This is a genomic window from Streptomyces corchorusii (assembly GCF_001514055.1).
Taxonomy (GTDB): domain Bacteria; phylum Actinomycetota; class Actinomycetes; order Streptomycetales; family Streptomycetaceae; genus Streptomyces; species Streptomyces olivaceoviridis.
Genome location: NZ_KQ948352.1, coordinates 580,981 through 605,931, shown reverse-complemented (window position 1 = coordinate 605,931; position 24,951 = coordinate 580,981). Strand labels below are relative to the sequence as shown.

The 24,951-nt window shown below is 73.5% G+C and carries 23 protein-coding genes; 4 read left to right on the top strand and 19 right to left on the bottom strand.

What is annotated here, in order from left to right; all coding sequences use genetic code 11:
• The first annotated feature begins 10 nt into the window (after nucleotides 1-10).
• Complete coding sequence (locus AQJ11_RS06825; RefSeq protein ID WP_059262206.1) at nucleotides 11-934, top strand: transketolase family protein; 924 nt, start codon at nucleotides 11-13, stop codon at nucleotides 932-934.
• 340 nt (nucleotides 935-1,274) lie between these two features.
• On the opposite strand, the gene AQJ11_RS06820 is transcribed toward AQJ11_RS06825, so the two are convergent.
• The 13 genes from AQJ11_RS06820 to AQJ11_RS06760 all read right to left on the bottom strand — a co-directional run bounded on the left by AQJ11_RS06820 (nucleotide 1,275) and on the right by AQJ11_RS06760 (nucleotide 14,235).
• A complete protein-coding gene (locus tag AQJ11_RS06820; protein WP_059262205.1) occupies nucleotides 1,275-2,567 on the bottom strand; it encodes an MFS transporter in 1,293 nt (430 codons plus the stop codon).
• Between the two features lie 123 nt (nucleotides 2,568-2,690).
• Complete coding sequence (locus tag AQJ11_RS06815) at nucleotides 2,691-3,050, bottom strand: MmcQ/YjbR family DNA-binding protein (protein WP_059262204.1); 360 nt, start codon at nucleotides 3,048-3,050, stop codon at nucleotides 2,691-2,693.
• Nucleotides 3,051-3,119: 69 nt separating this feature from the next.
• Nucleotides 3,120-3,665, bottom strand: a complete 546-nt coding sequence (locus AQJ11_RS06810; protein WP_244218132.1) for a GNAT family N-acetyltransferase — start codon at nucleotides 3,663-3,665, stop codon at nucleotides 3,120-3,122.
• Complete coding sequence (locus AQJ11_RS06805) at nucleotides 3,662-4,228, bottom strand: helix-turn-helix domain-containing protein (protein WP_059262203.1); 567 nt, start codon at nucleotides 4,226-4,228, stop codon at nucleotides 3,662-3,664. The genes AQJ11_RS06810 and AQJ11_RS06805 overlap by 4 nt, the downstream gene beginning before the upstream one ends.
• A gap of 46 nt (nucleotides 4,229-4,274) precedes the next feature.
• A complete protein-coding gene (locus AQJ11_RS06800; RefSeq protein ID WP_014676228.1) occupies nucleotides 4,275-5,177 on the bottom strand; it encodes a LysR family transcriptional regulator in 903 nt (300 codons plus the stop codon).
• 30 nt (nucleotides 5,178-5,207) lie between these two features.
• Complete coding sequence (locus AQJ11_RS06795; RefSeq protein ID WP_014676227.1) at nucleotides 5,208-6,401, bottom strand: glycine C-acetyltransferase; 1,194 nt, start codon at nucleotides 6,399-6,401, stop codon at nucleotides 5,208-5,210.
• A 45-nt stretch (nucleotides 6,402-6,446) separates the two neighbouring features.
• The gene (gene tdh, locus AQJ11_RS06790; RefSeq protein ID WP_014676226.1) at nucleotides 6,447-7,475 is read right to left on the bottom strand and encodes an L-threonine 3-dehydrogenase; all 1,029 of its coding nucleotides are present in this window, start codon (nucleotides 7,473-7,475) and stop codon (nucleotides 6,447-6,449) included.
• A gap of 198 nt (nucleotides 7,476-7,673) precedes the next feature.
• The gene (locus AQJ11_RS06785; protein WP_058082838.1) at nucleotides 7,674-8,249 is read right to left on the bottom strand and encodes a GAF domain-containing protein; all 576 of its coding nucleotides are present in this window, start codon (nucleotides 8,247-8,249) and stop codon (nucleotides 7,674-7,676) included.
• A 61-nt stretch (nucleotides 8,250-8,310) separates the two neighbouring features.
• A complete protein-coding gene (locus AQJ11_RS06780; RefSeq protein WP_014676224.1) occupies nucleotides 8,311-8,910 on the bottom strand; it encodes a GTP-binding protein in 600 nt (199 codons plus the stop codon).
• The gene (locus AQJ11_RS06775) at nucleotides 8,888-9,259 is read right to left on the bottom strand and encodes a DUF742 domain-containing protein (RefSeq protein ID WP_014676223.1); all 372 of its coding nucleotides are present in this window, start codon (nucleotides 9,257-9,259) and stop codon (nucleotides 8,888-8,890) included. Before AQJ11_RS06775 ends, AQJ11_RS06780 begins: the two co-directional genes overlap by 23 nt.
• A 2-nt stretch (nucleotides 9,260-9,261) precedes the next feature.
• Nucleotides 9,262-9,696 (bottom strand): roadblock/LC7 domain-containing protein, encoded by a 435-nt coding sequence (locus tag AQJ11_RS06770; RefSeq protein WP_059262202.1) that lies wholly within the window; start codon nucleotides 9,694-9,696, stop codon nucleotides 9,262-9,264.
• 89 nt (nucleotides 9,697-9,785) lie between these two features.
• Nucleotides 9,786-12,191, bottom strand: a complete 2,406-nt coding sequence (locus tag AQJ11_RS06765) for an ATP-binding protein (RefSeq protein WP_244218131.1) — start codon at nucleotides 12,189-12,191, stop codon at nucleotides 9,786-9,788.
• Nucleotides 12,192-13,026: 835 nt separating this feature from the next.
• Nucleotides 13,027-14,235 carry an MBL fold metallo-hydrolase gene (locus AQJ11_RS06760; protein ID WP_398780083.1) on the bottom strand — a complete coding sequence of 403 codons (1,209 nt, stop codon included), beginning with the start codon at nucleotides 14,233-14,235 and terminating at the stop codon, nucleotides 13,027-13,029.
• A gap of 162 nt (nucleotides 14,236-14,397) precedes the next feature.
• Here AQJ11_RS06760 and AQJ11_RS06755 point away from each other — a divergent pair, with 162 nt between their 5' ends.
• Complete coding sequence (locus AQJ11_RS06755; protein ID WP_059262285.1) at nucleotides 14,398-15,576, top strand: glutamate dehydrogenase; 1,179 nt, start codon at nucleotides 14,398-14,400, stop codon at nucleotides 15,574-15,576.
• A 56-nt stretch (nucleotides 15,577-15,632) separates the two neighbouring features.
• A complete protein-coding gene (locus tag AQJ11_RS06750) occupies nucleotides 15,633-16,253 on the top strand; it encodes a TetR/AcrR family transcriptional regulator (RefSeq protein ID WP_107120794.1) in 621 nt (206 codons plus the stop codon).
• Between the two features lie 250 nt (nucleotides 16,254-16,503).
• On the opposite strand, the gene AQJ11_RS06745 is transcribed toward AQJ11_RS06750, so the two are convergent.
• Both AQJ11_RS06745 and AQJ11_RS06740 read right to left on the bottom strand, forming a co-directional pair.
• A complete protein-coding gene (locus AQJ11_RS06745) occupies nucleotides 16,504-17,289 on the bottom strand; it encodes an SGNH/GDSL hydrolase family protein (RefSeq protein WP_059262199.1) in 786 nt (261 codons plus the stop codon).
• 194 nt (nucleotides 17,290-17,483) lie between these two features.
• Entirely contained in the window at nucleotides 17,484-19,559 is a 2,076-nt protein-coding gene (locus AQJ11_RS06740) for an alpha-galactosidase (protein ID WP_059262198.1), read from the bottom strand.
• A gap of 172 nt (nucleotides 19,560-19,731) precedes the next feature.
• Between AQJ11_RS06740 and AQJ11_RS06735 the strand changes: the two genes are divergently transcribed.
• A complete protein-coding gene (locus tag AQJ11_RS06735; RefSeq protein ID WP_014676214.1) occupies nucleotides 19,732-20,529 on the top strand; it encodes a tyrosine-protein phosphatase in 798 nt (265 codons plus the stop codon).
• A gap of 279 nt (nucleotides 20,530-20,808) precedes the next feature.
• Here the strand turns inward: AQJ11_RS06735 and AQJ11_RS06730 are convergent, their stop codons facing one another.
• The 4 genes from AQJ11_RS06730 to dxs all read right to left on the bottom strand — a co-directional run bounded on the left by AQJ11_RS06730 (nucleotide 20,809) and on the right by dxs (nucleotide 24,929).
• Nucleotides 20,809-20,931 (bottom strand): DUF6126 family protein, encoded by a 123-nt coding sequence (locus AQJ11_RS06730; protein ID WP_014676213.1) that lies wholly within the window; start codon nucleotides 20,929-20,931, stop codon nucleotides 20,809-20,811.
• A complete protein-coding gene (locus AQJ11_RS06725; protein ID WP_059262197.1) occupies nucleotides 20,928-21,557 on the bottom strand; it encodes a helix-turn-helix domain-containing protein in 630 nt (209 codons plus the stop codon). The genes AQJ11_RS06730 and AQJ11_RS06725 overlap by 4 nt, the downstream gene beginning before the upstream one ends.
• A 91-nt stretch (nucleotides 21,558-21,648) precedes the next feature.
• A complete protein-coding gene (locus tag AQJ11_RS06720; RefSeq protein WP_059262196.1) occupies nucleotides 21,649-23,034 on the bottom strand; it encodes an aspartate aminotransferase family protein in 1,386 nt (461 codons plus the stop codon).
• Nucleotides 23,031-24,929: a 1-deoxy-D-xylulose-5-phosphate synthase gene (gene dxs, locus AQJ11_RS06715; protein WP_014676210.1), complete on the bottom strand. Its 1,899-nt coding sequence runs from the start codon at nucleotides 24,927-24,929 to the stop codon at nucleotides 23,031-23,033. The genes AQJ11_RS06720 and dxs overlap by 4 nt, the downstream gene beginning before the upstream one ends.
• Nucleotides 24,930-24,951 lie beyond the last annotated feature (22 nt).

The window sequence follows — 24,951 nt, the reverse complement described above, 5'->3', positions numbered from 1 at the left end:
GGTCTTTTCGATGGACACCATGCGTGACCGTTTCGCCCCCGTCGTCTCCCGGCTGCTGGACGAGGACCCCCGGGTCGCGGTCGTCCTCGCCGAGATCGGCCGGGACGGGTTCCGCGAGGCCGAGCGCCGGCACCCCGACCGGGTGATCAACGTCGGCATCCGTGAACAGCTGCTGATCGGCGCGGCGGCGGGGCTGGCGCTCACCGGGCTGCGGCCGATCGTGCACACCTTCGCCAGCTTCCTCGTGGAGCGGCCGTTCGAGCAGGTCAAACTGGACCTGGGGCACCAGGGCACGGGCGCGGTGCTGGTGAGTGCCGCCGCCTCCTTCGACTGGCCGGCCGGCGGCTTCACGCACATGGCCCCGGGCGACGTGGCCCTCCTCGACACGCTGGACGGCTGGACCGTCCATGTGCCCGGACACCCGGACGAGGCCGAGACGCTGCTGCGCCACGCGGTCGCGGCGGGCGACGACCGGGTGTACGTACGGCTGTCCGTGCAGGCCAACCGGCAGGGGCGGGCCGTCGACGGCCGGCGCTTCGTCACCGTCCGCGAGGGCCGCTCGGGGGTGGTCGTCGCCGTGGGCCCGGTGCTGGACGCGGTCCTCGCGGCGACGGAGGGCCTGGACGTGACCGTGCTGTACGCGACGACCGTACGGCCGTTCGACGCGGCCGGGCTGCGCCGGGCGACGGAGGCGGCGGGCACCGACGTCGTGCTGGTCGAGCCGTACCTGGCCGGGACGTCGACGGCCGCGGTGAGCGAGGCACTGACCGATGTCCCGCACCGGGTGCTCGGCCTCGGCGTCGCCCGCCGCGAACTGCGCCGGTACGGGACGGTCGAGGAACATGTGGCCGCCCACGGCCTGGACGCGGCGACCCTGCGGGAACGGATCGGGCACTTCATGAACGCGGGCCGGGTGACAGCGGAACGGGGGTGAGCGCCGACGCGGGGGGCGTGGCGGAGGGAACCAGGTCGGCACCCACGGCCCAGACCGCCGACGAAGCCGCACGTGCAAGGTCCGGCGCAGGTGGCCCCCTCGACCCGGACCAGGGCGCGGGTGAAGCCTCGCGGCGAGTGCGGTCGCGGTCGTCCCGGCCAGGTCGCGCCGATCCCCGCACTCAGGCGATCCCTCGGTCCGGGGCAGGACACGTGCAGCCCCGTGCGCGGAGCGCGGTCGGCCGGTGGCGGCTCGCACAGAGCGCGTCCGGCCCGCGCGCCCGAGTTCCCGTGGAGGGCAGTCGCGTCGGCACGGGCCAGGACGCGTCCGGCACTCTTCCTCACGCCGCGGCGGATGCCCTCGCGTCGGCCCGGGTCAGGTCGCGTATCGGGGGGATCGCCAGCAGGAGGGCCGCCACCGCCAGGCTCACCGCCGCCGAGGTCAGCAGGACGTGGCCGGCGCCCAGGGATTCGGCCGCCGGGCCCGCGAGGGCCTGGCCGACCGGCATCATGGCGAGGGAGCCGGCCACGTCGTAGGCGTGGATGCGGTTGAGCACGTCGGCCGGGACCTGGGTCTGCACGGTGGTCGCCCACATCACGCCCCAGAACGACATCCCGGCGCCGGCGACCGCGGCCCCGGCCGCCATGGCCGGTACGCCGAGGCCCGCCCCGACGGTCGCGGGGAAGCCGAAGAAGGCGAAGAGGGAGAGCGCGCCCGCGCGGAGCATGCGGCGAGGGCGCAGCCGCAGGGCGAGCAGGCCGCCGACCACCGTGCCCGCGCCGAGGGCCGAGTTGACCAGGCCGTAGGCGCCGGGGCCGTGGTGCCGGACGACCTCGGTGGCCACCAGCGGCACGGTCGGGCCCCAAACGGCGATCATGTAGAGGCACCAGACGGCGATCACCCCCCACAGCCAGGCCCGGGAGCGGAACTCCCGCCAGCCGTCGACGAGATCGGCGCGGAAGGCGCGCAGGGCGGACCCTGCGGCGGCGCGGGCGGCGACGGGGAGCGGGCGCAGCCGGAGCAGCAGCAGGCACAGGGCGCTGAGCGCGTAGGTGGCGGCGTGCGCGGCGAAGACCCCGCCGGGCGAGGCGAGGCCCACCAGGACGCCGGCGACGGCGGGACCGGCGAGCTGGGCGGCGGACTCGGCGATGCGGACGGCGCCGTTGGCGCCCTGGATGTCGGTGGCGAGACGGGGCACGGTGCTGGCCACGCCGGGCTGGAAGACCGCGCCGGCCACGCCGTTGACGACGCCGATGGCGCAGATCTGCCACAGCACCACGTGCCCGGTGAAGAACAGGCCGGCGGCGAGGGACTGGGTGCCGAGCCGGACGAGGTCGGCGCCGATCATCAGCCTGCGGGTGCTGAACCGGTCGGCGATGACCCCGCCGAAGACGACCAGTCCCGCGAACGCGGCGGCCGTGGAGGCCATGGCGAGGCCGACCGCGCCCGCGCCGTACCCGTGCTCCAGCAGGCCGGCGGCGAGGGCGACGGGCAGCATGGTGTCGCCGAGGCGGGCGACGGCCCGGGCCACGAAGAAGAGCGCGAAGTCCCGCGACCAGACCGCCGGGGCACCGGCCGCCGCCTCCCGCACACCCTGGCCGGCGACATCCCGCCGCGCGTCCGTTCCGGTCATCCCGAGCGCTCCCCTCCCCGACCGGGCCGCTCCCCGCCCGTGCCGTTCCCCGTCCGTGTCCCGGCCGCTCCCCGCCTGCCGAGGCGGGATCATGCCACCCCCCGGCCGCGCCCGCCGGGCTTTTCAGGCCCCGGCCGGAAGCCCCAGCTCCGGGTGGGCGTCGAGGAGTTGGGGCGGTGCGGCCTGGCGCCAGGAGTCGGCCAGGATGTCCCGCAGCTCCTCCTCGTCCTCCAGGACGGCGAGTCTCGCTCTCACCCAGGCGAACTGCGCCTCGTGGTCGGCGATCCAGAACTTCTCCGGCTCGGCCAGCACCAGTTCGTCGCGCTCCTCCTTGGGGCAGCGCACGGCGAGGGACGTCTCGTCCTCGGGGAGGGTCGCGAACATCTTCCCGGCGACCCTGAACGTGGGCATGCTCCAGGCGATCTTCTCCGTGGTGTCCGGCAGGGACAGGGCGATTCGGCGTACGTCGTGTGCATCCGGCATGCCACGCACGGTAGCCCCTGCCACTGACAGTCACCCGTCCCGGCCGCCCCCTCCCTCCCCCGCCGACCGTCATCCTCCGAGCCGCTTGTAGTACAGCGTCGTCGGCCGCAACACGCCCGCCGGGCTCGCCGCGTAGTCGGGGATGGTCCCGGCCCTGGTCCAGCCGGCCGAGCGGTACAGCTCCTCGGCGGGGCTGCCCGTCTCCGTGTCGAGATGGAGCAGGGTGCGACCGTCGGCCGCGGCGGCCTGTTCGGCGGTGGTGAGGAGCCGGCGGCCGAGGCCCTGTCCGCGCGCGCAGCGGTGCACCATCAGCTTGACCAGCTCCGCGCGGTGCCGGCTGTTCGGCTTGTCGGGGTAGGCCAGGCCGACCGTGCCCGTCACCCGGTCCCTGGGGTCCAGGGCCGCCCAGACGGCGAGCCGTCCCGCCGCCGTGGCCTCCGCCCGCTCCCGCCACCAGGCGACCGCCTGCGCGTGGCCGAGCGGCGCGAGGAAGCCGACGGAGGCGCCCGAGGCCACGGTGTCGGCCAGCAGCGCCGCCAAGTCGTCGGCCCGGTCGCGCACTCGGGTGCCGTCCCAGCGCTCCACCCTCGTCGCCGCGTCCCCGCGAGCGCTCATGGCCGTACCACCGCCAGCACGTACCGCGCCTCGTCCGGACCGGCGCAGCGGAAGCGGGTCGCGCCGGTCACCCGCATCCGCAGGCAGTCCCCCGCGGCGAGCCGGTGCACCCGGTCCCCTGCGGTCACCTCCAGGGCTCCCTCCAGCAGCCAGAGGTGCTGTTCCAGGCCGGGCAGGGGCGGGCGGTCGTAGGCGATGTCCGCACCCGGGGCGAGCCGGCCCTCGACCAGTTCGCCGCGCAGTCCGGTGTGCGGCGGGGACACGGACCGGCGGACGAAGCCGGAGGCGCGGTCCTGCCACACCTGCTGGTCGGCGGCCCGGACCAGCGGGGCCGGTGCCGCCTCGACCTCGCTGAGCAGCTGGGACATGGTGCGGCCGTAGACGTGGCAGAGCCGGTTCAGGAGGGCGGCGGTGGGGCTGGTCTCCGCGCGTTCGGCGCGCGACAGGGTGGACCGGCTGACCCCGCTGCGCTCCGCCAGCTCGCCGAGGGACCAGCCGTGCTGGGCGCGCAGTTCGGCGAGCCGGGCGCCGATGAGGAGATCGACAGCGTCTTCGCGTCTCATATCCGGGACGCTATCCCCCATATGAGACGCCCCTGTTACGGACACCTCACGCCTGCGCCGCCTCGCCGAGCGCCTCCAGTACCGGGCGGATCAGCGGGTGTCCCTCGGCGCCCCGGCGGACGGCGGCGAAGACCCGGCGGGTCGGGGCGACACCGTCGACGGGCCGGACGACCACGCCGGTGAGGTCCATGCCGCGCAGCGCGGAGCGCGGGACGAGGGCCACGCCCACGTCGGCCGAGGCGAGCGCGACGACGGCCCGGAAGTCGTCGGAGGAGTGTTCCAGGCGCGGCTGGAAGCCGGCGCTCTCACAGGCGAGGACGACCACGTCGTGGCAGGGGTTGCCGGGGTACGGCCCGATCCAGGGGTCCTTGGCCAGTTCGGCGAGGGGGACCTCGGGGGCGTCCGCCAGGCGGTGCCCGAGGGGTACGACCGCGTCGAACGGCTCGGCGTAGAGCGGGACATGGGTCAGGCGCGGGTCGTCGGCGGACGGCGCGCCCCGGTACTCGACGGCGACCGCGACGTCGACCTGCCGGTCCAGGACCATCGGCAGGCTGGCGTCGCCCTCCGCGTCCTGCACACGGATCCTTATGCCGGGCGCGTGATGGGCGAGGCGGGCCACGGCCGGGGCCACGACCTGGGCGATGCCGGTCGCGAAGGCGGCCACGGTGACCGTGCCCGCCTCGCCCGAGCCGTAGGCGGCCAGCTCGGCCTCGGCCCGCTCCAGCTGGGCGAGGACCGCGTTGGTGTGGCTGAGCAGGATCTCGCCCGCCGGGGTGAGCCGTACGCCCTTGGCGCCGCGCTCGACCAGGCGGTGGCCGGTCTCCTGCTCCAGGGCCGTCAGCTGCTGGGAGACGGCGGAGGGGGTCAGGTAGAGCGCGGCGGCAGCCGCGGTGACCGTGCGGTGGTCGGCCACCGCACGGAGGATGTGGAGCCGCCGCGCCTCGATCATGCCCCCATTATCCCAGGGCGTCCGCCCTGGTCAGGCCGCCAGCTCGGCGCGCGCCGCGACGAACGCGTCGACCGCGCGGTTGACGTCGGCCGTGGAGTGCGCGGCGGACAGCTGGACGCGGATGCGGGCCTGGCCCTGCGGCACGACCGGGTAGGAGAACCCGATCACGTAGACCCCGCGCTCCAGCAGCAGCTCGGCCATCCGGGCCGCCTCGGCCGCGTCACCGATCATGACGGGGGCGATGGCGTGGTCGCCGGGGAGGATGTCGAAGCCCTCCTCGGTCATCCGGCGGCGGAACAGCGCGGTGTTCTCGGCGAGCCGGACGCGCAGGTCGTCGGCGGACTCCAGCAGGTCGAGGACCTTCAGGGAGGCTGCCGCGATCACCGGGGCGAGCGTGTTGGAGAACAGGTAGGGGCGGGAGCGCTGGCGCAGCAGGGCGACGATCTCGGCGCGGGCGGCGACGTAACCGCCGGAGGCGCCGCCGAGGGCCTTGCCGAGGGTTCCGGTGATGATGTCGACGCGGTCCATGACGCCGTGCAGTTCGGGGGTGCCGCGGCCGGTCGGGCCGACGAAGCCGACGGCGTGCGAGTCGTCGACCATGACCATCGCGTCGTAGCGGTCGGCGAGGTCGCAGATCTCCGCCAGGGGCGCCACGTAGCCGTCCATGGAGAACACGCCGTCGGTGACGATCAGGCGGCGCCGGGCGTCGGACGCCTCCTTGAGCTTGGCCTCCAGGTCCGCGAGGTCGCGGTTGGCGTAGCGGAAGCGGCGGGCCTTGGACAGCCGGATGCCGTCGATGATGGAGGCGTGGTTGAGGGCGTCGGAGATCACCGCGTCCTCCTCGCCTAGCAGGGTCTCGAAGACACCGCCGTTGGCGTCGAAGCAGGAGGAGTACAGGATCGTGTCCTCCTGGCCGAGGAACGCCGACAGCCGGGCCTCCAGCTCCTTGTGCACCTCCTGGGTGCCGCAGATGAAGCGGACGGAGGCCATGCCGTAGCCCCAGCGGTCCAGGGCCTCGTGGGCGGCGGCGATCACGTCGGGGTGGTCGGCGAGGCCGAGGTAGTTGTTGGCGCAGAAGTTGAGGACCTCGCCGGGGCGGCCACCGGCGGTGACGTTCACGGTCGCGGACTGCGGGGTGCCGATGACCCGCTCGGGCTTGTGCAGGCCGGCGGCGCGGATCTCGTCGAGGGTGGCGCGCAGGTCGTCGCGGACGGTGTCGAACATGAGGGTGCTCCTGAAATACCTGAAGGTGCTTGCGGGGGAAGGGGGTTACGCGGTCCAGTCCAGGATGACCTTGCCGCCCTTGCCGCTCGCGGCGTCGGCGAAGGCCGCCTCGAAGTCGCGGTAGTCGTAGCGGCCGGTGATCACGGGGGCGAGGTCCAGGCCGCCCTCCAGCAGCACCGACATCGCGTACCAGGTCTCGAACATCTCACGGCCGTAGATGCCCTTGATGGTGATCATCGAGGTGACGATCCGGGCCCAGTCCACCGGGAACTCCTCGGCGGGCAGGCCGAGCATGGCGATCCGGCCGCCGTGCGTCATGTTCGCGATCATGTCGCGCATGGCCTCGGGCCGGCCGGACATCTCCAGGCCGATGTCGAAGCCCTCGCGCAGCCCCAGTTCGCGCTGTCCGTCGGCGATGGTGGACTCGGCCACGTTCAGGGCCAGGCTCACCCCTATCTTGCGGGCGATCTCCAGGCGCTCCTCGCTGACGTCGGTGACGACGACGTTGCGGGCGCCCGCGTGCCGTGCCACGGCGGCGGCCATCAGGCCGATCGGGCCCGCGCCGGTGATCAGCACGTCCTCGCCGACCAGCGGGAAGGAGAGCGCGGTGTGCACGGCGTTGCCGAACGGGTCGAAGATCGCGGCGACGTCGAGGTCGACGGGGACGCGGTGCACCCAGACGTTGGACGCGGGCAGGGCGACGTACTCGGCGAACGCGCCGTCGCGGCCGACGCCGAGGCCGACGGTGGCCCGGCACAGGTGGCGGCGGCCGGCCAGGCAGTTGCGGCACTTGCCGCACACCAGGTGGCCCTCGCCGCTGACCCGGTCGCCGATGCGGATGTCGGTCACGTCCCGCCCGGTCTCGACGACCTGCCCGACGAACTCGTGGCCCAGCACGAGCGGGGTCCGGATCGTCTGCCGGGCCCAGCCGTCCCAGGACCGGATGTGCAGATCGGTGCCGCAGATACCGGTCCGCATGACCTTGATCAGGACGTCACCGGGGCCGATGGCGGGCTCCGGGACGTCCGTCAGCCAGAGTCCCGGCTCCGCCTTCTCCTTGACCAGCGCCTTCAACGCTACGGCTCCTGAGTGTGAGGCCCGGCCCGCGGGCACGCCGAAGGGGCCCGCACCGGGTCAGAGGGGTGGAATCACGCTGCAATCTGCCGCACGCGGGACCCGGGGTCCATCGAGCTTTTCTTAACCGGCGCCTCAGCTTTCCTACACGCCCCCCGAAAACGCCCGTCGCGCCGCCCCGCGCGGGTGTCCTCGGCGTCAGAGAGGAAGTCCGTCCTCCCTACTCCGTTCGAGGCGTACGACGAGATCGGCGGCGAGCGCCTTGATGGTCTCCAAGCCCTGCCTGCCCCACGCGCGGGGCGCTGTGTCGGCCGCGCACACGGTGCCGAGCGCCATGCCGGAGCTGTCGATGAGCGGGGCGCCGAGGTAGGAGCGGATGCCGTACCCGTCGACGACCGGATTGCACGCGAAGCGCGGGTAGTCGCCGACGTCCTCCAGGACGAGAGCCTTGCGGCGGACCACCACATGGGGGCAGAAACCATGGTCGCGCGGCAGCACCCGGCCGATCCCGGCCCTGGTGCCGTCGTCCCGTACGACCGGGGAGGTGGCCGGGGCGCTCAGGCCCGCGAAGAACTGGTGCTCCTCGCCGATGAAGTTGACCATGGCGTAGAGCGCGCCGGTGAGCTGCGCGAGGTGGCCGGCGAAGGCGTCGAGCGCGGGATCGGGCCGGTCCGCCAGGCCGAGCCGGCGCAGCCGGTGGACACGGGCGGGGGCCTCCTTGTCCTCGGGGGTGAGCAGCAGGCCCCGGACCGGCCGGGGCGGCTCGTAGCTCATGGCCGGGCTCCGTCGCTGTGGGCGTACCTCATATAGGGGCTCCGTGGGCGGTAGGGCGGGATCACATGTGGGCGCCGTGGCTGGGCGCGGTCGCCGGGGCGTGGGCGAGGAGGTGGCGGACGAGCACGAGCAGGGTCTGGACGCCGGAGCTGGAGATCCGCGCGTCGCAGCGGACCACGGGGATCTCCGGGTCGAGGTCGATGGCGGCCCGCACCTCCTCGGGGTCGTAGCGGTGGCAGCCGTCGAACTCGTTGAGGGCGACGATGAAGGCGAGCCCGCGTTCCTCGAAGAAGTCGACGGCGGCGAAGCAGTCCTGGAGGCGCCGGGTGTCGGCGAGGACGACCGCGCCGAGCGCGCCCTCGGACAGCTCGTCCCACATGAACCAGAACCGCTCCTGCCCCGGCGTGCCGAACAGGTACAGCACATGGTGCGGATCGAGGGTGATCCGGCCGAAGTCCATGGCGACCGTGGTCTCCATCTTGTTCTCGACGCCGTCGAGACTGTCCGTGCCGACACTGACCGTGGTGAGCAGCTCCTCCGTGCTGAGCGGCGCGATCTCGCTGACGGCGCCCACGAAGGTGGTCTTGCCGACGCCGAACCCGCCCGCCACCAGGATCTTGAGCGCGGTCGGGAACGGGTCAGAGCTGTCGTCGTAGTCCATCGAGCACTGCCTCCAGCAGAGACCGGTCAGTGGGAGTGTGGTGGTAGACGGGCGGCTTGGTGGTCAGCGCGCCGCAGTCGACCAGGTCCGAGAGCAGCACCTTGGTGACCACGGCGGGCAGTGTGAGCTGGGCGGCGACCTCGGCGACCGAGACGGGCGCGCGGCACAGGTCGAGCGCCTGCGCGTGCTCGGGGCCGAGGTAGCCGAGCGGGGTGACGCCGGTGGCCATCACCTGCGACATCAGGTCGAGGGCGATGCTGGGTTCGGTGCGGCCGTTGCTGACCGTGAACGGCCGCACGAGCCGTCCGGCCGCGTCGTCCAGCCAGGGCCCGTCGCCGGCTGCGGCCACGCTCAGGGCCTCGTCGCCGTGGTTTCGACGGCGTGCTGCCGGGGCGCGGTGACCAGGTAGGGGCGGACGCTCTTGACCAGCATCGCCATCTCGTAGCCGAGCACCGCGGCGTCGGCCTCGCGGCCCGCCAGCACGGCGAGGCAGGTGCCGGAGCCGGCGGTGGTGACGAACAGCAGGGTCGCGTCGAGTTCGACGACGACCTGGCGGACGTCCCCGCCGTCGCCGAACCGGACGCCCGCGCTGCGGCCGAGGGAGTACAGGCCGGAGGCCAGGGCCGCCATGTGGTCGGCGCTGTCGGCGTCCAGGCCGTGCACGGACTTCACCAGTCCGTCGCAGGACAGGAGCACCGCGCTGGTGGTGTGCGGTACGCGCTGCACGAGGCCGCTCAGCAGCCAGTCGAGGTCGGATGCGTGGGCGGTCGGCGCATCGCTCGCCATGGTGGATCGACTCCTTGGGGTACGAGGACCAGCGGGAGCGCTGGGGGTGGAGGTGGGGGTACGACGTACGGGTGCGGGGGCGGAGGCGGTCATCCGGCCGGAGGGCTCCCCTCGGTCCGGCCGGTGCCGCGACCGCCGTCGCCTGCGGGCGCGTGGGCGTGCGCCTGGGGTATGGGGGCCGGGGACAGGGGGTCCGGCGCCGGGTGCTGCGGCGCGGTGGGGCCCGAGGTGGTGGGGCCCGGAGTGGTGGGGGGCTGGGCTGTGTGGTCTGTGGGCATATGGCCCGGCCCCATGTGGTGCGCACCCGTGTAGCCCTGGGCCGCCCGGTCCGGGCCCCTGTGCTCCGAACTTGCGTGGCCCTGGGCCGGATGGTCCGCACCCGTGTGGTCCGGCCCCATGTGCCTCCGGCCCGGGTGCTCCTGGCCCCTGTGCTGCGACCCCGTGTCATCCGCATCGCCGTGCTCGGGGCGTGCGCGCGTCGGCTCGGCCGACCCCGGTGCGGACACCGGCAGGTGCGCGTCCGCCCTGTGTCCGGCATCCATATGGGCCGAACCCATGTGCCCGTACGACGTGTCCCCGTACGCCGGCTCCTCGTACGCCGACTTCTCGTACTTCTCGTACGCCGGCTCCTCCTGCTGCTCGGACTCCAGGCTCTGCTGGGCCTCGGCCAGTCCGATGCCGCGCTGGAAGGCGGCCATCAGGCCGGGGTCGTGGCCGGCGACGGTGTCGCTCTCCTGGCGGGGCAGCGGGCCGCCGCGCAACTGGGGCGCGATGTGCTCCTGGGCACGTCGACGGGGCAATCGGGGCTTGTCCATGGTGCCGCGGACCGGGCCGACGCGCGGGGTGGGCAGGACGCCCGTGTGCGCTTCCACCGCCGCCCGGTCCTCGGCGCCGATGCCCGGCACGGCCTCGGCGGGGGTGGGCCGTGCCTCTTGGGCACCGCGCACGGGAAGCGGGGCCGGGGCGCCTCCGTGCCGCCCGCGCGCGCCGCTCTCCGTCCCAGGCCGCCCCGGTCCCCGCTGGGCGTGCCTCCGCCGCCCGGTGGCCGCGGACTGGCCGCCGCCCGTCCCGGCCTCGGCCGCCTCGCCGGCCCGGTCCCCGCCGCCCGAAGCGGCGTCGCGCCCGCCGCCGGCACTCCCGGCTCCGGCACCGTTCCCGGCACCTGGGGCCAGTGCGGGCGGCGGCACGGGCGCCGCCGGCCGCACGTCCTGCGACGCCCCGGCCTCCCCCGACGGCTGCGCCTGCGCCTGCGGTACGGCGGTCCCCGCGCCCGCGCCGGGCACGCCCGGCGCGTTGCCCAGCAGGGCCTGCGGCACGACGAGGACGGCCTGCACCCCGCCGTAGATGTTGGTCTGCAACCGCACGTGGATGCTGTGCCGGCGGGCGATCTGGGAGACGACGTAGAGCCCGATACGGCCGTCGGCCAGCAGGCTCGCGACGTTGACCTGGTCGGGGTCGGCGAGCACGGCGTTCATCCGCTCCTGCTCGGCGACGGGCATGCCGAGCCCCCGGTCCTCGACCTCCACGGCGAGGCCGGAGGTGACGAGGTTGGCGCGGAGCAGCACCTGGGTCTGCGGGGCGGAGAACACCGTGGCGTTCTCGATGAGTTCGGCGAGCAGGTGGATGACGTCGGCGACGGCGTGGCCGCGCAGTTCGCCGGCGATGGGCGGCACCAGTCTGACCCGGGAGTACTGCTCGACCTCGGCGATGGCGGAGCGCAGCACCTCGGTCATGCTGACGGGGTTGCTCCACTGCCGCCGGGAGACCGCGCCGCCGAGCACGGCCAGGTTCTCGGCGTGCCGGCGGATGCGGGTGGCCAGATGGTCGACGTGGAAGAGCCCCTTGAGCAGATCGGGGTCCTCGATCTCGTTCTCCAGGTCGTCGAGGATCGAGATCTCCCGGTGCACCAGGGACTGGAGCCGCCGCGCGAGGTTGACGAACACCTCCAGCTTCTGCTGGCTGCCGGTCTGGCTGGAGAGCTGGGCGGCCCGTACGACGGCGGTGACGGCGCCGTCGTACGCGCGCGCCAGATCGGCGGCGAGCAGTTCGAAGTCGTCGGCGTCGGCGGGCGGTCGGCGGCGCGGGCCGGGCTGCGGCGGCTGCTCGCCCTGCCGCAGCGCGTCGACCAGGGCGTGCAGGTCGGCCTCGCCGCGCGCGGCGGTGCGGCGCAGCGCGTCGACGCGGTCGGCGACCGAGCGGGCGGCGCGGTCGGCGGCCACGGCCGCGATCAGGATGCCGGCGACCGCCACGGTGACCGACCCGGCGAGCACGGCCCACAGGAGGGGGCCGGTGCGTGCGCCGGTGGAGCGGATGCTGAAGAGCACCGCGGCGGTGGCGCTGAGCGCGACCGCGAGGGGCGGCAGGACGGCGAGCCGCATCAGCTGGGGCCGTATGTGTGTTTCGGGCAGTGCGGGAGCGGGTCGGGCGACCGGTCGCCCGTGCCGGCCGCCCTCGCGGCGCTCGGCGCGGGCGGCCGGTGCTCGGAGGTGAGACATCTGCGTCCTCGTACTGGTCCGTCGGGCCTGTGTCCTCGTGCGGTGCGCGGTGCGGGCATGCGTCGATGCGGGCGTGCGTCATCGCTGCCGACCGGCGGGACCGGTGCACCCGGCCGTGCGTCGCCCGGCGGACACTCACAGTAGTTGCCTGAGCATCATGTGCGGTGGGCAGTTGACAAAGTCACCCGAGCAGCGTCCCGCTCTGGTATGAGGCGTCGTACGAAGGTCCGATGACCGCTGTTCGACACCGGGCCGATTCGATTCATGAGCGATCCGGCCTGGTCACAAGCGGTCAGGAACGGAACGGTCGGCCGATCACCACCCCCCGCCGCACCCCCTCCGCGCGGCGCACGCGCACGGGGGGAACACTCCCGGCGCCGCCTCCACGGCGAACCGCGGAGCCCCCTCCACCCAGCCACCCACCCCGGACCGCTCACTCAACGTGTTCGCTTTGGCCTTGACCGGGCCAGGGGTCCAGGAGACTAAGGTTCGGGGCGCCGGGCCACGGGCACGGCGAGCGGGCGGGCGGCCAGCACCGGCAGCACTTCGGAGTGGGCGTGCACCACACCGGCGAACGCCCGCGCGATACCGGTAGAGCGCCATCGGCTCCACGCCCGGGTCCGCCGCCAGGCGGCGCAGGGAAGGGCCGCCGGCCCTTACCGGTCGGCGAGGGCGACGGCCGCGGCGAGCACCCCACGGGGCGGCTCAGGCGCCGCCGCACCTCCGGTTCGGCGTGCTCTGCCGTGGCCACACTTCGCGAACGCCGCGCGGACCTTACATTTCCTTCAAGATCGTACGATTTATCGGCGGAGCCGGGGCCGCTCCGCCCGTCGACTCAGGCGCGCGTGTCGCGCGCGGGCGGCTCCGCGACGAATGCCCCCACCGAGCGCCAGGTGCGCCGCACGTCCCCCGACGCGCTCCGCCACCACGCCTCGGCCGGCAGCTTGCCGGCGGCCTCGAAGGGCTCGCCCGGCCGGGGCAGGGCCACCGCCTGGCCGGCCTCCTCGGCGGCCTCCTTCGTCCACTCCCCCGGCTCGGCCCAGGGGTGCGGGGCGAGGTTGAAGGTGCCCCAGTGGATGGGCAGCAGGACGCCGTGCGGCGCGCCGCCCTGGAGGTCGAGGTGGGCGCGCAGGCCCTCCTCGGGGGTCATGTGGATGTCGGGCCAGAACTCGCTGTACGCCCCGATCTGGATCATCGTGGCGTCGAACGGGCCGTGCGCGGCGCCGATGTCCTTGAAGCCGTCGAAGTAGCCGGTGTCGCCGCTGTGGTAGATCCGGTGCTCCTCGCCGGCGACGACCCAGGACGCCCAGAGGGTGTGCTGGGTGTTGCGCAGGCCCCGGCCGCAGAAGTGGCGGGCCGGGGTGGCGGTGAGGGTGAGGCCGCCGACCCGGGTGGACTCGTGCCAGTCGAGTTCGCGCAGCCGGTCCGGGCGGACGCCCCAGTGTTCGAGGTGGGCCCCCACGCCGAGCGGCACGGCGAACAGGGTGTCCGTGCCGGCCAGCGCCTTGATGGTGGGCAGGTCCAGGTGGTCGTAGTGGTCGTGCGAGATGACGACGGCGTCGACCGGGCCGAGCGCGGCCAGCGGCAGCGGCACCGGGTGGAGCCGCTTGGGCCCGGCGAAGGGGAACGGGGAGCAGCGCTCGCCCCAGACGGGGTCGAACAGGATCCGGTGGCCGTCGATCTCGGCGAGCACGCTGGAGTGCCCCATCCAGGTCAGCCGCAGTCCGGTGGCGGGCGGCTTGGCCAGGTCGGCGAAGGTCGTGGGATGCACCGGGACGGTGCCCTTGGGGGCGCGCAGCGGCCGGGTGTCCTTGTCCAGGAACACCTTCGCGAGGTCCAGCGAGGAACCCGAGGGCCGGGTGCGGGCGGGGCCGCCGGGGTTCTGGAAGACGCCGTCCTTGAAATGCGGCGAGCGGCGGATGCGTGCCATGCGCTCACCCCCCGGGTCCGCTCCGAACGCAGCGGGCCGCAGCGCGCGGAGCCCGGAGCTCGCGGAACGCAGACCGGTCACGGTACCTCCCGGTGGAGTGGGTGAGGCCCCCATTATGGTCGGCCCCGTCGGCGGCCGGGCCACGGAGGGGTGCGTCCGGCCGCTACTGACGAACCGTTCAGCGCGTTGACAGGCTCCGGACCGGCTCCGGATACTGACTCGCCGTTCAGTTGATCGCCTCATCGCTCCCCCGAGGAAACCTTTATGGCCGCCCCCATGACCAGCCCCTTGCTGTCACTCGTCTGGACCGATCACGTCACCGGCCGCCAAGGCTTCCTGGTCGTGGACCGGCTGGTGCGGGGCGTGGCGAGCGGCGGACTGCGGATGCGGCCCGGCTGCACGCTGGAGGAGGTGGCCGGGCTCGCCCGCGGCATGACGATGAAGGAGGCCCTGCACTACAGCCCCGAGGGCCGCTACATCCCGCTCGGCGGTGCCAAGGGCGGCATCGACTGCGATCCCCGCGACCCGGAGGCGTACGGGCTCCTCGTCCGCTATCTGCGCGCCATGCGGCCGTACGTCGAGAGCTGCTGGACCACCGGCGAGGACCTGGGGCTCACCCAGGACCTGGTGGACCGCGCGGCGGCCGAGGCGGGCCTGGTCTCCTCGATCCAGGCGGTCTACCCGCTGCTGGACGACGAGGCGACGGCCCGCGAGCGGCTCGCGGACGCCTTCGCGGTGGAGGTGGACGGCATCGGGCTGGACGAGTTGGCGGGCGGCTGCGGGGTCGCCGAGTCGGTGCTGACGGCCCTGGACCGGGCGGCGGTGCCCTATTCCGGCACCCGGGTCGCCGTGCAGGGGCTCGGCACGATGGGCGGGGCCACCGCGCGCTTCCTCGCGCGCGCGGGCCTGACGGTCGTGGCCGTCGCCGACGTCAAGGGCACGATCGCCAACCCTGCGGGGCTCGACGTCGAGGCGCTGCTGGCGGCGCGGGACGGCTACGGCACCGTGGACCGCGGCGCGCTGCGCCCCGGCGACCGCGAACTGCCCGGCGACGCCTGGCTGTCCGCGGAGGCGGAGGTGCTGGTGCCGGCCGCCGTGTCGTACGCCGTCGACCGTGCGAACCAGGAGGGCGTCCGGGCCCGTTGGATCGTCGAGGCCGCCAACATGCCCGTCGTGCCCGAGGCGGAGGCGCCGCTGACCGCGCGCGGGGTGACGGTGCTGCCGGACGTTGTGGTCAACTCCGCGACGAACGCCTGGTGGTGGTGGACCCTGTTCGGCGACATCGGCGCGGACGCCGACGAGGCGTTCGGTCACATCCGGCGCTCGATGCGCGCCCTGACCGGGCGGGTGCTGGACCGTGCGGAGGCCGACGGCACGACGCCGCGCGTGGCCGCGCACGCCCTGGTGGCCGACCGGTTGCCGGTGATCGCGGAACGGTTCGGCTGGTACCGGTGACGGGCCTGCCGCGCGACGGCTTCGGCGGCGTCGAGGTCAACGACTAGGGTGACCGCGTGGCGAGAGTGCGGTTGAGCGTGGCCGAGCGGCGGGAGGAGCTGCTGCGGGCAGCCATCGAGCAGATCGAGGCGCGGGGCGTGGCGGCGGTCAGGATCGCCGACGTGGCCGCGGCCCTGGGGGTGAGCAACGCGCTGGTGCTGTACCACTTCTCCACGAAGGAGAAGCTGGTCGCCGCCGCGTTCACCTACGCGGCCGAGGACGACCTCGCGCGCCTGCGCAAGCTGCTGGGCCGGCGGACCACCGCGCTGCGCCGGCTGCGGGCGGCGGTGCGCTGGTACGCGCCGACCGGGCAGGCCAAGGGCTGGCGGCTGTGGATCGAGGGCTGGGCCGTGTCCCTGCGCGAGCCCGCCCTGCGGGAGGTCACCCGGGAGCTGGACGCACAGTGGAAGGCGGCGATCGCGCGCGTCATCGCGGAGGGCGTGGCGGCCGGTGAGTTCGCCTGTGCGGACCCGGCCGGCACGGCACTGCGGCTGACCGCGCTGCTGGACGGGCTGGCGGTCCAGCTGACGTCGTACCCGGGCGCGGTGCCCCGGTCCCGGGCGCAGGAGTGGGTGGACGACGCCCTCGCTCGCGAACTGGGCCTGGAGCGGGAGGCGTTGGCCGACCGGCAGCGCTGACGCGCGCCCCCGGAACCGCCGGCGCGACCGGACCCCGCACACCGCGGACCCGGCGACAGCGCTGCCGGGCCGCGCGGGACCGGTGCCGCGATGGACGTACGCGCCTCGACGAGCGCCGCATCCCGCCGGCCCGGCACGGCCGCCCCGACGGGACACCGCCACCGGCGGCGTCCCGGCCTCGAAGGCCGGTCGGGGCCGCCGGCGCTCTCCCTGTCCGGCACGGGCTGTGGCAGGGCGGTGGGTCGGCGGGTCAGGCCACCGAAGCGATCCGCATCTTGATGTCGTCCGGTGACAGCGTGCCCTTGGCGGTCACGTGGTCGCCCGAGGACTCGCCGCGCAGCCGGCGGCCGATCCAGGGGACGAGGTACTCGCGGGCCCACTGGACGTCGTCGCGGCGGACCTCCAGCGTTCCCCGGGGCGGCAGCGGCGGCCACGGCTGCTCCGGGTCGGCCGGGACGTCCAGGCCGAGGGCCTGTCCCGCGCGCAGCGCCACGCGCGTGTGTCCCTCGGGCGAGAGGTGCAGCCGGTCGTTGTCCCAGGCCCTGCGGTCCTGCACGGACTTGAGGGACCACAGGTCGAGGACGGGGCAGCCGTACCGGTCGGCGATGGCACGGACGTGCCCGTTGTAGGTGGCGATCTTGCCGCGGAGGTGCTTGAGGACGGGGACGCCACGGGTGTCGAAGCCGGTCGTCACCATCACCGTGGCGGCGGCCTCCGTCAGCCGGGCGACGGCGCGTTCGAAGCGCTCGGCCACCTCGTCGGGGTCGGTGCCGGGGCGGATGATGTCGTTGCCGCCCGCGCAGAAGGAGATCAGGTCCGGGGCCAGGGCGATGGCCTGCGGCACCTGGTCGGCCACGATCTGGTCCAGCAGCTTTCCGCGCACGGCGAGGTTGGTGTACTGGAAGTCGCCCTCGGGACGCCGGTCGGCGAGGAGCACCGCGAACCGGTCGGCCCAGCCCACGAACGCCCCGTCGGGGCCGGGGTCGCCGACGCCCTCGGTGAAGCTGTCCCCCACCGCCACGTACGACCCGATCACTGATCTGCTGTCATTCTTCGAATCGTCTGCCACATCGGACCATGATTCACCTTCGGATGTGACCTACGCGACCGTAGGCAGGACTTGACGAACGGTGAGATGAGCCACTCTTAAATAGTTCGCAAAGCCAGGAATAAAGGCTGCACGGTACACCGAAGCCGGACCCGGGGATCACGGGTCCGGCCTCCGAAGGGTCAGATACGGCGCAGCCGGATGACCGTGGCGTCCAGGTCGCCCTTGAGGCCGGTGCGCAGTCCGTGGTGCAGCAGTACGGCGCCTCGGTGCACCTCACCCGTTTCACGGCATTCGTACGACGCCGTCGGGTCGAGTCCGCGCAGCCGCAGCGCCGGCACCGGCTCGCCGTAGCTCTGGGCCTGTAGCCAGGCGAGGACGACGGCCTCCTCGCCGCGGACGTACTGCACGGCGCTCAGGCCCCCTGCCGGAGGCCGCAGCCGGTACAGCTCTCCGTGCTGCACGACCGGGCGGATCTCCTTGTACAGCTCCACCCACCGCCGGGCCTCGGCCAGCTCCTGCGCGCTCCACTCCGTCAGGTCGCCGCCGACCCCGAGCACGCCCGCCATGGCGCTGACGAACCGGAAGCGCAGCGAGCTGACCCGCCCGTTGAGCTGGGTGTTCGGGCTGTCGGTGACCCAGGCCGCCATCACGCGCGCGGGGTGGATCTGCGTGAAGCCGTGCTGGATGGCGAGCCGGTCGAGCGGGTCGGTGTTGTCGGAGGTCCACACCTGGTCGGTGCGTCCGAGCACGCCGAGGTCGATCCGGCCGCCGCCGCCCGAGCAGGACTCGAAGGCGACCCCGGGGTGCGCGGCCCGCAGCCGGTCCAGCAGGGCGTACAGGGCGCGGACGTGGTCCACCCACAGGCGCTGCGGGTACGGCTCCCCGGGCCAGCCGGCGTCGGTGAAGCAGCGGTTGAAGTCCCACTTCACATAGTCGATGGGGGCGCTGGACAGCAGGACGTCCAACTGCTCCCACAGGTAGTCCTGGACGTCCTCGCGCGCGAGGTTGAGCACGAGCTGATTGCGCAGTTCCGTCCGCTTCCGCCCCGGCTGGTACTGGACCCAGTCCGGGTGGGCCCGGTACAGGTCGCTGTCCGGGTTGACCATCTCGGGCTCGACCCAGATGCCGAACTGCATGCCGAGCCCGTGCACCTGGTCGGCGAGAGGCTTGAGGCCGCGCGGGAAGCGGCCGGGGTTGGGCGTCCAGTCGCCGAGGCCGGCGCGGTCGCTGGTGCGGGCGCCGAACCAGCCGTCGTCCACGACGAACAGCTCGATCCCGATCTCGGCGGCCCGGCGGGCGAGCGCGAGCTGCTGCTCCTCGGAGATGTCGAAGAAGGTGGCCTCCCAGGAGTTGAACAGCACGGGCCGGTCCCGCTCGGCGTCCGGGATGACGTACGCCCGCTGGTAGGCGTGCCAGGCGCGGCTCGCGCCGCCGAAGCCGCCGTCGCTCCACAGCCCCGCGAAGACCGGGGTGGTGTACGACTCCCCGGGCGCGAGGAGCAGCAGGCCCGAGTCGTCGTAACCGGCGCCGCCGGTGATCTGCACGCGCGCGTCCGGGAGCTGGGCGACGGCGATGCGCCAGGAGCCGGACCAGCCGAGCGCGCAGCCGTAGACCTCGCCGCGCTCCTCGGTGGCGTCGGTGTCGAGGGCCACCCAGGGCAGGTGCTGGTGGCCGGTGTGGCCGCGACGGCTGCCGATGACCTTCTCGCCGTAGGTGAGGGGGCCGGTGGTGAGCCGGGACTCGGCGGCCCAGCGGCCGTGCAGCTGGGACAGCCGCCAGCCCTCACGGTCGGGCAGGGTCCAGGTGGCCGCGTCGGCCCGCAGCAGCTCCACGCGCGCGTGGCCGCCGTTCTCGACGGTGACCCAGCGCTCCACGACATCGTCGCGCATCCGGTAGTGCAGGGTGATCGCCACGCCGTCGTCGTCGAAGCGCAGCCGCAGCTCGTCGTCCTGCGTGGTGTCGTACGCCACGAAGCGCCACTCGGTGCCGCGCCGCTCCTCGGTGCGCACGGACAGGGCGGGGCGGACGAAGCGGGGGCCGCCCTCGACCGGGTACTCCTCCCGGCCGTCGAGCGGGGACTCGAAGGCCCAGTAGCCGGGCAGCGGGCTCACCGCGAGCGCCTCGGCGTCGGCGAGGGCGATCCGTGGCCCCCAGTGCAGATGGAGCAGCTCGTCCGCGTCGGTGAGATGCAGGGCATAGCTGCTGCCGGGGCCCGACAGGAGCCACGTACGACCGTTTTCGGCGATGTCCAGCATCGAGACCTCACAGGTGCCAACAGATCCGCTCAAGTGCCAACATCATCAAGGGCCGCGGACCCCTCTGACAATGCCTGTGGACAACTCATTGCCCGAGGAAATCGATGCCGTATGGTCGACGGAGCGCCCGCCGACGAGCCGCGACGGCGGGGACCGATCGGGAGGAGCCCCCGTGACGCAGCAGGTGCCGTCGATCGAGCCGGAGCTGGCCGGAGTGCGCAATTTCCGTGACGTGGGCGGGCTGCCGACCACGGACGGGCGGCGGGTGCGGTACGGCGTGCTGTTCCGCAGCGGGCACCTGGCGCACGCGACACAGGAGGACGCGGCCTTCCTCGCCTCCCTGGGCCTGCACACGATCTTCGACTTCCGCAACGCGGCCGACCAGAAGCTGGAGGGCCCGGATGTCGAGCTGCCCGGCGTGCGGAACGTGAACCTGCCGCTGAGCGACCCGGCGGACGGCGCCGAGTTCTGGAAGATGGTCCGCGAAGGCGACCTCGACCAGCTGCGCGCGATCCTGGACGACGGCAAGGGCGCGGCCCGGATGATCGCTTCCTACCGGAAGATCGTCACGGAGCGCACCGCCGAGCACACGCGCGTGCTGCACGCGCTGGCCGACGACAGCGTGCCCGCGCTGATGCACTGCGCGGCCGGCAAGGACCGCGCGGGCATCTCCATGGCAGTCACGCTCCTCGCTCTCGGGGTGGAGCGGGACGCGATCGTCGCCGACTACCTGGAGTCGGGCGCCGCGCACCGCCGCTACAAGGTCCGCCGCAGCGGCAGCGCGGACACCGCGTACACCCCCGAGGTGATGGAGCTCCTCAACCCGCTCTTCGACGCCCGCACCGAGTACCTGGAGGCGGCCTTCGCGAGCATCGAGGAGACCTGGGGCGACATCGACACCTACCTGGTGCGGGGCCTCGGCTTCTCCCCCGACTCGCGCGAGCGCCTGCGCGCCCGCCTGCTGGACTGACGGGACCCGTTCAGGGAGCCCAGGGCAGGCGGACCGCCTCGACCCGGCGTCGCGCGGCAGCGCCTCGACGAGCGGGGCGGAGCCGCCACCTTGGTGGCCCACAGGTCGTGGTCGCCGCACAGCAGGCACGTGCGGTCCTCGGTCCAGAGGTCACCGGGCACCCGTCACCGGCCGGCTCCCGCGACGGGTCGGCCGCGCGGGGCGGGGCGACGGGCCGGTGGGCGGTGACCAGGCCGGATGCCTCGGGCGTCGGCGCGCCCTGTCACGCGCCCCGCGGCGTCAGCCCTTGCCGCCCACCGCGAACAGCAGGTAGAGGAACGCGGCCAGGACGTGCCCGAGGGCGATGTAGATGATCAGCCGGATCCACAGGGATCGGGGGAACTTCTCCTCGAAGTTGCTCATGGCAGCTCTCCGGTCAACGGGCCCAGGCACAGCGTGGCCGTGGGGCTTTGCAGCAGGGTGTGGACGAACAGCAGCTCCACGCCGTCGTGGTCCTCGGCGGCGAGGCGGTGCGGGGTGAGCGAGTCGAAGTGCGCGCTGTCACCGGGCCCCAGCAGGTGCGCGGTGTCGCCCAGACGCAGGCGCAGGCGCCCCTTGAGGACGTAGAGCCACTCCTCGCCGGGGTGGACGCGCACGATGTCGCCCTGCGAGCCGTACGGCACCCGCACCCGCAGGGCCTGCATGCCGCGGCCGGGCGCCCCGGCCTGGACGTACGTCCACCCGCCCGCGTGGGTCGGCTCCATGTCGGCGGCCCGTACGATCGCGTCCCGGTCGGCGACCGTCTCGCCGAGGAGCTCGGAGACGGTCGTACTGTAGATACGGGCGAGCGCGAGCAGCATCGGCAGCGACGGCTGACGCTGCCCGGTCTCCAGCCGGGAGAGGTGGGCCGGGGAGAGCCCGGCCGCGCGGGCCGCGGCCTCCAGCGTGAGGCCGGCGCGCCGGCGCAGGGCGCGGAGCTGCGGCGCGACGGCGGGCAGGCCGTCGTCCGGAGCCGGGCCCGCCGCCGGCGCGGCGTCTGAGGCGTTCATGCCTCCATTTCAGCCCCAGTCTTGCCCCTGAGGCAATTTTCTTGCCTCTGAGGCAAAGGACCGGAGATCAGCCGCGCCGGCCGGCGCCCCGTCAGCGGTTCGCCACCGCCTGCTTGATCAAGGTCTTGCCGAAGTCCCACATCAGGCCGCCACCGCTGTGCGCGTCGTCCATGACCGCGGCGAAGGCGTCCACGAACCGGTCCACGTCGGCCTCGTCGACGACCAGCGGCGGAATGAGCTTGATCACCTCCAGATGGTCACCGGAGACCTGCGTGAGGATGCGGTGCTTCTGGAGCAGCGGTACGACGACCATCTGGGCGAACAGCCCCTTGCGGGCCGCCTGGAGCATGGTCCAGCGGCTGCGCAGCTTCAGTGAGGACGGCTTGCCGAACTCGATGCCGATCATCAGGCCCCGGCCCCGGACGTCGGCCAGCAGCTCGTACGTGTCGATCAGCTTGGTGAGCCGGGACTTCAGCAGCTCGCCCGTCCGGCGCACGCCGGCGACGATCTGCTCGTTCTCCATGACCGACAGCACGGCGAGCCCGCACGCCATCGCCTGCGCGTTGGCGCCGAAGCTCGCCGAGTGCACCAGCACCCGGTCCATGGACGAGTAGACCTTCTTGAAGATCCACTCCTTGCCGAGGGTGGCGCCGACGGGCACGTAGCCGCCGGAGAGGGCCTTGGCGACGCACACCAGGTCGGGTTCGACGCCGTCCTCGTGCTGGTAGGCGTAGAAGTCGCCGGTGCGGCCGAGGCCGGTCTGCACCTCGTCGGCGATGAGCAGCGCCTTGTGCCGGTGCAGCAGCTCCTGGGCGGCCCGCAGATAGCCGGGCGGCGCCTCGTGCACGCCCTTGCCCTGGATCGGCTCCAGGATCAGCGCGGCGACGTCGCCCTTCATCAACTCCCGTGCCAGGGCGTCGAGATCGCCGAGCGGTACGGCGGTGTCGGGCAGCAGCGGGGCGAAGCCGTCGCGGAAGCCCCTCTCGCCGTTGACCGAGAGGGAGCCGGTGGTCAGGCCGTGGAAGGCGTGGTCGCAGTAGAGGACGCGCGGCTTGCCGGTGGCATACCGGGCGAACTTCAAGGCCGTCTCGACGGCCTCGGTGCCGCTGTTGCCGAAGAACACCCGGTCCAGGTGCGGGCTGTGGGCCAGCAGCCGCTCGGCGAGCAGGCCGGGCAGCGGCTGGCAGTCGAAGCGGGTGAGGTCGGCGAGGTCCAGGTCCAGGACGTCGTGCAGCGCCTTGCGGACGACCGGGTGGTGGCGGCCGAGGCCCATCACGCCGAACCCGGCCAGCATGTCCAGGTAGTCGTTGCCCTCCGCGTCGAAGAAGTGCGCCCCCTCGGCACGCTCGTAGACCTTGTCGAAGCCGATGGTGTGCAGCATGCGCGGGAGCTGCGGATTGAGGTGCTTCGCGTGCAGCTCGTAGCGTTCGGCTCCGCGCTCGGCGAGCAGGGCGCCGAGGTCGAACTCGGTGGTCATTCACTCTCCTTGACTGCGCCGCCGGCGTCCTTGACGGCCAGGCTCGCACTGATCCGCCCGGCGATCTCGACGGGCGTGAGACCGATGTCGGCCAGCACCTCTCCGCGTTTGGCGTGCGGGAGGAACTGCTCCGGGATGCCGAACCGCCGTACCGGCACGTCCACGTCCGCGTCGCCGAGGGCCAGCGCCACCGCCGAACCGACGCCCGCGGCCCGGCTGTTGTCCTCGACCACGGCCACCAGCCGGTGCTCGGCCGCCAGACCCGGCAGCGCGGGGTCGACCGGCTTGACCCAGCGCGGGTCCACCACCGTGCAGCCGATGCCGCGGGCCTGGAGCAGCTCGGCGGCCTGGAGGCACACGGAGGCCATCACGCCGACGGCCACCAGCAGCACCTCGGGGCGGTCGGCGCGGTGCAGGACGTCCATGCCGCCGACGTGGTCGAGTGCCGGGACGGACGGACCGACGGACTCCTTCGGGAAGCGGACCAGGGTGGGCGCGTCGTCCACGGCGACCGCCTCGCGCAACTGGGCGCGCAGTTGGCCGGCGTCGCGCGGGGCGGCGATCCTGAGCCCCGGGACGACCTGGAGGACGGACATGTCCCACATGCCGTTGTGGGAGGGTCCGTCGGCGCCGGTGACGCCGGCCCGGTCCAGGACGAAGGTGACCCCGCAGCGGTGCAGGGCGACGTCCATCAACAGCTGGTCGAAGGCCCGGTTGAGGAAGGTGGCGTAGACGGCGACGACCGGGTGCAGCCCGCCGGTCGCGAGGCCGGCCGCGGAGACGGCCGCGTGCTGCTCGGCGATGCCCACGTCCCACACCCGGTCCGGGAAGCGCTCGGCGAACTTCCCGAGGCCGACCGGGTGCAGCATGGCCGCCGTGATCGCCACGACGTCCTCGCGCTCCTCGCCGATCCGCACGATCTCCTCGCCGAACACCGAGGTCCAGGAGGGGCCGCTCGCCGGAGTGAGCGGTGCGCAGGTGAGCGGGTCCATCACGCCGACGGTATGGAAGTGGTCCTCCTCGTGCGCGAGGGCGGGCTCGTAGCCGCGGCCCTTCACGGTGAGGCAGTGGACCAGGACCGGCCCGTGGAAGCGTTTCGCGCGGCGCAGCGCGGACTCGACGGCGTTGATGTCGTGGCCGTCGATCGGGCCGAGGTACTTCAGGCCCAGGTCCTCGAACATGCCCTGCGGGGCGAAGGCGTCCTTGAAGCCCTTCTTCGCGCCGTGCAGGGACTCGTAGAGCGTGGTGCCGACGACCGGGGTGCGCTGGAGCACCTCCTTGCCCCAGGCGAGGACCTTCTCGTAGCCGTCGGTGGTGCGCAGGGTGGCCAGGTGGTTGGCGAGGCCGCCGATGGTGGGGGCGTACGACCGCTCGTTGTCGTTGACGACGATGATCAGCGGCCGGTCCTTGGCCGCGGCGATGTTGTTGAGCGCTTCCCAGGCCATGCCGCCGGTCAGCGCGCCGTCGCCGATGACCGCGACCACATGGCCCTTCTCCCCCAGCACCTGGTTGGCCTTGGCGAGCCCGTCGGCCCAGCCGAGCGCGGTGGAGGCGTGGCTGTTCTCGATGACGTCGTGCTCGGACTCCTCGCGCGAGGGGTAGCCGGACAGTCCGCCCTTGCCGCGCAGCTTGGAGAAGTCCTGGCGGCCGGTCAGGAGCTTGTGCACATAGCTCTGGTGGCCGGTGTCCCACAGGATGCGGTCGACCGGTGACTCGAAGACCCGGTGGAGCGCGACGGTCAGTTCCACCACGCCCAGATTGGGGCCCAGGTGACCGCCCGTCCTCGACACCGCGTGCACCAGGAACTCACGTATCTCTTCGGACAGTTCACCGAGTTCCGCCTCGGACAGCGCCTTCAGGTCGCGTGGTCCCCGGATGTTCTCCAGAATGGTCACGCTCGGGCCCCCTCTCGGTCCG

Coding starts and splice junctions, on each gene's coding strand:
- AQJ11_RS06805 (WP_059262203.1), bottom strand. CDS start 4,228: ATGAGACGCGAAGACGCTGTCGATCTCCTCATCGGCGCCCGGCTCGCC.
- AQJ11_RS06795 (WP_014676227.1), bottom strand. CDS start 6,401: ATGTTCGACACCGTCCGCGACGACCTGCGCGCCACCCTCGACGAGATC.
- AQJ11_RS06740 (WP_059262198.1), bottom strand. CDS start 19,559: ATGCTGGACATCGCCGAAAACGGTCGTACGTGGCTCCTGTCGGGCCCC.
- AQJ11_RS06760 (WP_398780083.1), bottom strand. CDS start 14,235: ATGGGGGCCTCACCCACTCCACCGGGAGGTACCGTGACCGGTCTGCGT.
- AQJ11_RS06825 (WP_059262206.1), top strand. CDS start 11: ATGGACACCATGCGTGACCGTTTCGCCCCCGTCGTCTCCCGGCTGCTG.
- AQJ11_RS06755 (WP_059262285.1), top strand. CDS start 14,398: ATGACCAGCCCCTTGCTGTCACTCGTCTGGACCGATCACGTCACCGGC.
- AQJ11_RS06765 (WP_244218131.1), bottom strand. CDS start 12,191: ATGTCTCACCTCCGAGCACCGGCCGCCCGCGCCGAGCGCCGCGAGGGC.
- AQJ11_RS06780 (WP_014676224.1), bottom strand. CDS start 8,910: ATGGACTACGACGACAGCTCTGACCCGTTCCCGACCGCGCTCAAGATC.
- AQJ11_RS06770 (WP_059262202.1), bottom strand. CDS start 9,696: ATGGCGAGCGATGCGCCGACCGCCCACGCATCCGACCTCGACTGGCTG.
- AQJ11_RS06725 (WP_059262197.1), bottom strand. CDS start 21,557: ATGAACGCCTCAGACGCCGCGCCGGCGGCGGGCCCGGCTCCGGACGAC.
- AQJ11_RS06730 (WP_014676213.1), bottom strand. CDS start 20,931: ATGAGCAACTTCGAGGAGAAGTTCCCCCGATCCCTGTGGATCCGGCTG.
- AQJ11_RS06815 (WP_059262204.1), bottom strand. CDS start 3,050: ATGCCGGATGCACACGACGTACGCCGAATCGCCCTGTCCCTGCCGGAC.
- AQJ11_RS06820 (WP_059262205.1), bottom strand. CDS start 2,567: ATGACCGGAACGGACGCGCGGCGGGATGTCGCCGGCCAGGGTGTGCGG.
- AQJ11_RS06785 (WP_058082838.1), bottom strand. CDS start 8,249: ATGAGCTACGAGCCGCCCCGGCCGGTCCGGGGCCTGCTGCTCACCCCC.
- AQJ11_RS06720 (WP_059262196.1), bottom strand. CDS start 23,034: ATGACCACCGAGTTCGACCTCGGCGCCCTGCTCGCCGAGCGCGGAGCC.
- AQJ11_RS06800 (WP_014676228.1), bottom strand. CDS start 5,177: ATGATCGAGGCGCGGCGGCTCCACATCCTCCGTGCGGTGGCCGACCAC.
- AQJ11_RS06810 (WP_244218132.1), bottom strand. CDS start 3,665: ATGAGCGCTCGCGGGGACGCGGCGACGAGGGTGGAGCGCTGGGACGGC.